Raw genomic sequence first — 5,570 nt, 5'->3', positions numbered from 1 at the left:
ATCACCGTCCCGCGCTACGGTCCCGAGAAGATCTGCTGGGCGCTCAGCGACGCCTACCACGAGGTCGAGGGCGGCCACATCCGCATGGCCCGGACCCCGCGCCTCAAACGCCGGCGGGGCTGGATTTGCCACTCCGCCGGCGGGGCGGAAGGTCTCCCCGGCAGGCGGGGCGCGAAGGGCTGGGCCGGGCCCCCGGCCGGCGGGGCGCGCAGGGCTGGGGGCGTCCGGGCGTCAGGGGTGCGCCGGGCCCCCGGGGGCTAGGGGCGGAAGCGGGTCCAGAGGTTGGGGTAGCGGGTGGCCAGGACGGACTCGTCCTCGAAGTCGACGGCCGTGCCCGCCGGCTCCGCCGACTGCGCCGCGATGCCCAGGTCCGGCGCCACCGCCCCGGTGAGCTGTTCGTAGGCCTCGTCCGCCGCGTACCCCAGCTCCTCGCCGTCCCCGTCGATCTCCTCGTCGAACTCGTCCAGCAGCTCCGCCAGGCCGTCCGGGTCGTGCAGCGCCCCCTCGAAGACCTCCCGCCCCTGGCCGATCAGCCAGCAGCGGAAGTAGTCGAAGGCGTCGTCGCTGGCGCCGTCGAGGAGCACCCAGGCCGCCCCCCACAGCTCCCAGGTGTACGCCCGGTTGTACCGGGCCTCGAAGTGCCGGGCGAAGTCCAGCACGGAGTCGGGGTCGAGCCCCAGCAGCCGCTCGACCAGCAGGTCGGCATGTTCCTCGGGGTCGCCCTCGGCGGCCTCGCGGGTGCTGTCGACGATCTCCCAGAACTCCGTCTCGTCCATCACGCGTCCAGCATCACGGGTGCCGGTCCGCCCCGCCACCCGCGCATCCGTGACACGGTCGCACCATGACCGAACACCGTGCACCTACAGAGGTACCGACAGCCGCCCCGCTCACCGGCCGGATCGCCCTGGTGGCCGGCGCCACCCGGGGCGCGGGCCGGGCGATCGCGGTCGCGCTGGGCGCCGCCGGCGCCACCGTCTACGTCACCGGACGCACCACCCGGCAGCGGCTCAGCGAGGTCGGCCGGAGCACCGAGACCATCGAGCAGACGGCCGAACTGGTCACCGCCGCCGGCGGCACCGGCATCGCGCTGCCCGCCGACCACCTCGACCCCGAGCAGGTGCGCGCCGTCGCCGAGCGGATCGACGCCGACCACGGCCGGCTGGACCTGCTGGTCAATGACCTGTGGGGCGGCGAGCACCTGGTCGTCTTCGGCAAGAAGATGTGGGAGACCGACCTCGACCAGGGCCTGCGGATGCTGGACCTCGGCGTCCGCAGCCACATCGTGACCAGCTGGTTCCTGGTCCCGCTGGTGATCCGCAACCCCGGCGGCCTGATCGTCGAGATCACCGACGGCACCGCCCGCACCAACCGCCGCTTCCGCGAGAACTTCTTCTACGACCTGGCCAAGAACGGCCCGATCCGGATGGCCGCCAACCTCGCCCACGACCTCGAGGGCACCGGCTGCTCCGCGCTCTCGCTCACGCCCGGCTGGATGCGGTCCGAGCAGATGCTGGAGACCTTCGGGGTCACCGAGGAGAACTGGCGCGATGCCGTCGCCCGGGTGCCGGACTTCGCCGTCTCCGAGACGCCGCAGTACCTGGCCCGGGCGGTGGCCGCGCTGGCGGCCGACCCGAAGGTGCACCGGTACAACGGCCGGTCCCTCTCCAGCGCCGAGGCGGCCCGGGAGTACGGCTTCACCGACGTGGACGGCAGCCGCCCGGACGGCTGGGGGTACATCGAGGAGGTCCTGCACGGCGGCGCCGACCGCACCCCCGACGACTACCGGTAGCACCGCAAGAGCGGACGGCCGCACCCCCCGGAGGAGGGTGCGGCCGTCCGCTCGTACGACTGCCGGGGCTACAGGCCGTAGCGCTCCCGGGCCTCCTTGACCGCGGAGGCCGGGACCTCGCCGCGGCGGGCGAGCTGGGCCAGCGCGGCCACGGTGATCGACTGGGCGTCGACACCGAAGTGGCGGCGGGCGCCCTCGCGGGTCTCGGAGAGGCCGAAGCCGTCCGTGCCCAGCGAGGTGTAGTCCTGCTCGACCCACTGGCTGATCTGGTCCGGCACCTGGCGCATCCAGTCGGACACCGCCAGGACCGGGCCCGGGGCGCCGTCCAGCGCGCGGGTCACGAACGGGGTGCGCTGCTCGCCGCGCAGCAGCGCCTCGTCGCACTCCAGCGCGTCCCGGCGCAGCTCGCCCCAGGAGGTGGCGGACCACACGTCGGCGGCCACGTTCCAGTCGGCGGCCAGGAGCTTCTGGGCCTCCAGGATCCAGTGGATCGCGGTGCCCGAGGCCATCAGCTGGATCTTCGGGGCGTCCGCGGCCGGGGCCGCCTCGCCCAGGTCCGAGGCCTGGTTGAAGCGGTACAGGCCCTTGAGGATGCCCTCCTCCACGCCCTCGGGCATGGCCGGCTGGACCTTCGGCTCGTTGTAGACCGTCAGGTAGTAGAAGACATCCTCGGGCTGCTCGCCGTACATGCGGCGCAGACCGTCCTTGACGATCACCGCGATCTCGAACGCGAAGGCCGGGTCGTAGTTGAGCGACGCCGGGTTCGTGGACGCGATCAGGTGCGAGTGGCCGTCGGCGTGCTGCAGGCCCTCACCGGTCAGCGTGGTGCGGCCGGCCGTGGCGCCGACGATGAAGCCCTTGCCGAGCTGGTCGGCGAGCTGCCACATCTGGTCGGCGGTGCGCTGCCAGCCGAACATCGAGTAGAAGATGTAGAACGGGATCATCGGCTCGCCGTGCGTCGCGTACGACGTGCAGGCGGCGATGAAGTCGGCCATGGCGCCGGCCTCGGTGATCCCCTCGTTGAGGATCTGGCCGTCCTTGGCTTCCTTGTAGTACATCAGCTGGTCGCGGTCGACCGGCTCGTACGTCTGGCCCAGCGGCGAGTAGATGCCGGCCGAGGGGAACAGCGACTCCATGCCGAAGGTGCGGGCCTCGTCGGGGACGATCGGCACCCAGCGCTTGCCGGTCTCCTTGTCCCGCATCAGGTCCTTGACCAGGCGGACGAAGGCCATGGTGGTGGCCATCTCCTGCTTGCCGGAGCCCTTGAGCAGCGGCGCGAAGGAACGGTCCGCCGGGGCCGGCAGCGCCACCTGGTGGACCTTGCGGGCCGGGGCCGGGCCGCCGAGCGCCGCACGGCGCTCGTTCAGGTACCGGACCTCGGGGCTGTCCGCGCCCGGGTGGCCGTAGGGGACCACGCCGTCGGCGAAGGCGCTGTCCGGGATCGGGAGGCCAAGGAGGTCGCGCATGTCCTTGAACTCGTCGATGGTCAGCTTCTTCATCTGGTGGTTCGCGTTCTTCGACTCGAACCCGGTGCCCAGCGTGTAGCCCTTGACGGTCTGCGCCAGGATCACCGTCGGCGCGCCCTTGTGCTCCAGGGCGGCCTTGTACGCGGCGTAGACCTTGCGGGGCTCGTGGCCGCCGCGGGAGCGGTGGAAGCACTCGGCGATCTTCGCGTCGGACAGCACCCCGGCCAGCTGCACCAGCTCGGCGTTGACGCCGAAGAAGTGCTGGCGGATGTAGGCCACGTCGCGGGTCGCGTACGTCTGGAACTGCGCGTCCGGCACCTCGCGGAGGCGGCGGACCAGGGCGCCCGTGGTGTCGAGCTGGAAGAGCTCGTCCCAGGCGGAGCCCCACAGCGTCTTGATGACGTTCCAGCCGGCGCCGCGGAACTGCGCCTCCAGCTCCTGGACCACGCGGAAGTTGGCGCGGACCGGGCCGTCGAGGCGCTGCAGGTTGCAGTTGATGACGAAGGTCAGGTTGTCGAGCTGCTCGCGGGAGGCCAGGGCCAGGGCGGCGGTCGACTCGGGCTCGTCCATCTCGCCGTCGCCCAGGAAGGCCCAGACGTGCGAGTTGGCGGTGTCCTTGATGTTCCGGTTCTGCAGGTAGCGGTTGAAGCGCGCCTGGTAGATCGCGGAGAGGGGGCCCAGGCCCATGGAGACCGTGGGGAACTCCCACAGCCAGGGCAGCCGGCGCGGGTGCGGGTAGGACGGCAGGCCGTTGCCGCCCGCCTCCTGCCGGAAGTTGTCGAGCTGCTGCTCGGAGATGCGGCCGTCCAGGAAGGCACGGGCGTAGATGCCGGGGGAGGCGTGGCCCTGGATGTAGAGCTGGTCGCCCGAACCGTCGGCCTCCTTGCCCCGGAAGAAGTGCTCGAAGCCGGTCTCGTAGAGCCAGGCCGCGGAGGCGAAGGTGGCGATGTGGCCGCCGACGCCGTACTTCGAACCACGGGTGACCATCGCGGCCGCGTTCCAGCGGTTCCAGGCGGTGATCTTGGACTCCATCTCCAGGTCACCGGGGAACTCGGGCTCCGCGGCGGTGGGGATGGTGTTGACGTAGTCCGTCTCCAGGAGCTTCGGCAGGGCGAGCCCGGCGGCCTCGGCGTGCTGGAGCGTACGGCGCATCAGGTACTCGGCGCGGTGCGTGCCGGCGGCCTTGGCGACGGCGTCGAGCGAGGCCGCCCATTCGGCGGTCTCCTCGCTGTCGCGGTCCGGGAGCTGGTCGAGCTCGCTCGGAAGCTTTCCTACGGGGTCGGACATCGGTGTGCGCCGCCTTCCGGACGTGGGAGGGGGTGAAGAAGATTCCCTGACTGGCAGGACAGGGCCGGGGCCTTGGATGTGGCCCGCCGGAAACTGTAAACGCCTGATCGATGATCGATCAAAGGGATGAGGCCAAAAAATGACACTGGTGCGAAAAGTTGGCATTCCGTGCCTCAAGATCGTGCACCGAGTGCCAGGTGAAACCGGGCAAATCAGGCGCTGGGTGCACATCCGAGCACGTGGTGCTTCACCAGTACACCGATCTCCGGGTCCCGCCGGCGGAAGGCCTCGACCAGTGCCTCGTGCTCCTCGGCGTACGACTTCTGGACCGTTCCCAGCCAGCGGATCGACAGCGCCGTGAAGACCTCGATGCCCAGGCTCTCCCAGGTGTGCAGCAGCACGCTGTTGCCGGCCGCCCGCACCATCTCGCGGTGGAAGGCCACCGTGTGGCGCACCTGGGCGGTGCCGTCCGAGGTCCGGTCGGCCTCCCGCAGGGCGACCACGTGCGGCTCCAGGAGGGAGTCCAGCAGCGCGGGGTCGGCGGCCAGCGCGGGACCGGCCAGCTCGGCCGCGATCTGCTCCAGCCCGGCCCGCACGGGGTAGATCTCCTCCAGGTCCGCCGCCGAGAGGTTGCGCACCCGTACGCCCTTGTTGGGCGCCGACTCGATCAGGCGCAGCGTCTCCAGCTCGCGCAGGGCCTCCCGCACGGGCGTCTGGCTGACCTCCAGCTCCACCGCGATCCGCCGCTCGACGATCCGCTCGCCGGGCTTCCAGCGGCCGCTGACGATCCCCTCCACGATGTGCTCGCGGATCTGCTCGCGCAGCGAGTGCACCACGGGTGGGGTGATCATCGGGTTTTCATCTCCTGGGGTAGCGCAGGGACCTGACGAGGGTACTGATGCGTAGACGATACGGCGGCGCCCCCCCCCCGCGCAATCTCCGGGGGGGGGGGCCCGCCGGGTGGGGCGGTTCAAACCCCCCGCCCACAGAGGCCGGCCGCCGCCACCAAAAAGGCCCGCGCGGGGGTG

General features: G+C 71.4%; 4 protein-coding genes and 1 pseudogene. 2 read left to right on the top strand and 3 right to left on the bottom strand.

Annotated features, from left to right (window positions below; genetic code table 11):
* Window positions 1-261: pseudogene (locus tag AB0O40_RS37385) on the top strand (hypothetical protein); the annotation flags it as partial.
* Here the strand turns inward: AB0O40_RS37385 and AB0O40_RS37380 are convergent.
* On the bottom strand, window positions 258-776 hold the full coding sequence (locus tag AB0O40_RS37380; RefSeq protein ID WP_365050684.1) for a DUF4240 domain-containing protein: 519 nt from the start codon (window positions 774-776) through the stop codon (window positions 258-260). The pseudogene AB0O40_RS37385 and the gene AB0O40_RS37380 overlap by 4 nt on opposite strands.
* A gap of 65 nt (window positions 777-841) precedes the next feature.
* On the opposite strand from AB0O40_RS37380, the gene AB0O40_RS37375 reads away from it, so the two are divergent.
* Window positions 842-1,789, top strand: coding sequence for an SDR family oxidoreductase (locus tag AB0O40_RS37375; RefSeq protein WP_365050678.1), 948 nt, complete (start codon window positions 842-844; stop codon window positions 1,787-1,789).
* Between the two features lie 68 nt (window positions 1,790-1,857).
* Here the strand turns inward: AB0O40_RS37375 and aceE are convergent, their stop codons facing one another.
* Both aceE and AB0O40_RS37365 read right to left on the bottom strand, forming a co-directional pair.
* Window positions 1,858-4,542 carry a pyruvate dehydrogenase (acetyl-transferring), homodimeric type gene (aceE, locus tag AB0O40_RS37370; protein ID WP_365050675.1) on the bottom strand — a complete coding sequence of 895 codons (2,685 nt, stop codon included), beginning with the start codon at window positions 4,540-4,542 and terminating at the stop codon, window positions 1,858-1,860.
* A gap of 212 nt (window positions 4,543-4,754) precedes the next feature.
* Entirely contained in the window at window positions 4,755-5,390 is a 636-nt protein-coding gene (locus tag AB0O40_RS37365) for a GntR family transcriptional regulator (protein WP_365050681.1), read from the bottom strand.
* Between the last annotated feature and the right edge of the window lie 180 nt (window positions 5,391-5,570).

This window comes from Streptomyces sp. NPDC089919 (assembly GCF_040684615.1).
GTDB lineage: Bacteria > Actinomycetota > Actinomycetes > Streptomycetales > Streptomycetaceae > Streptomyces.
Note: the sequence above shows the minus strand (reverse complement) of the source record. Positions and strands in the feature narration are given on the sequence as shown.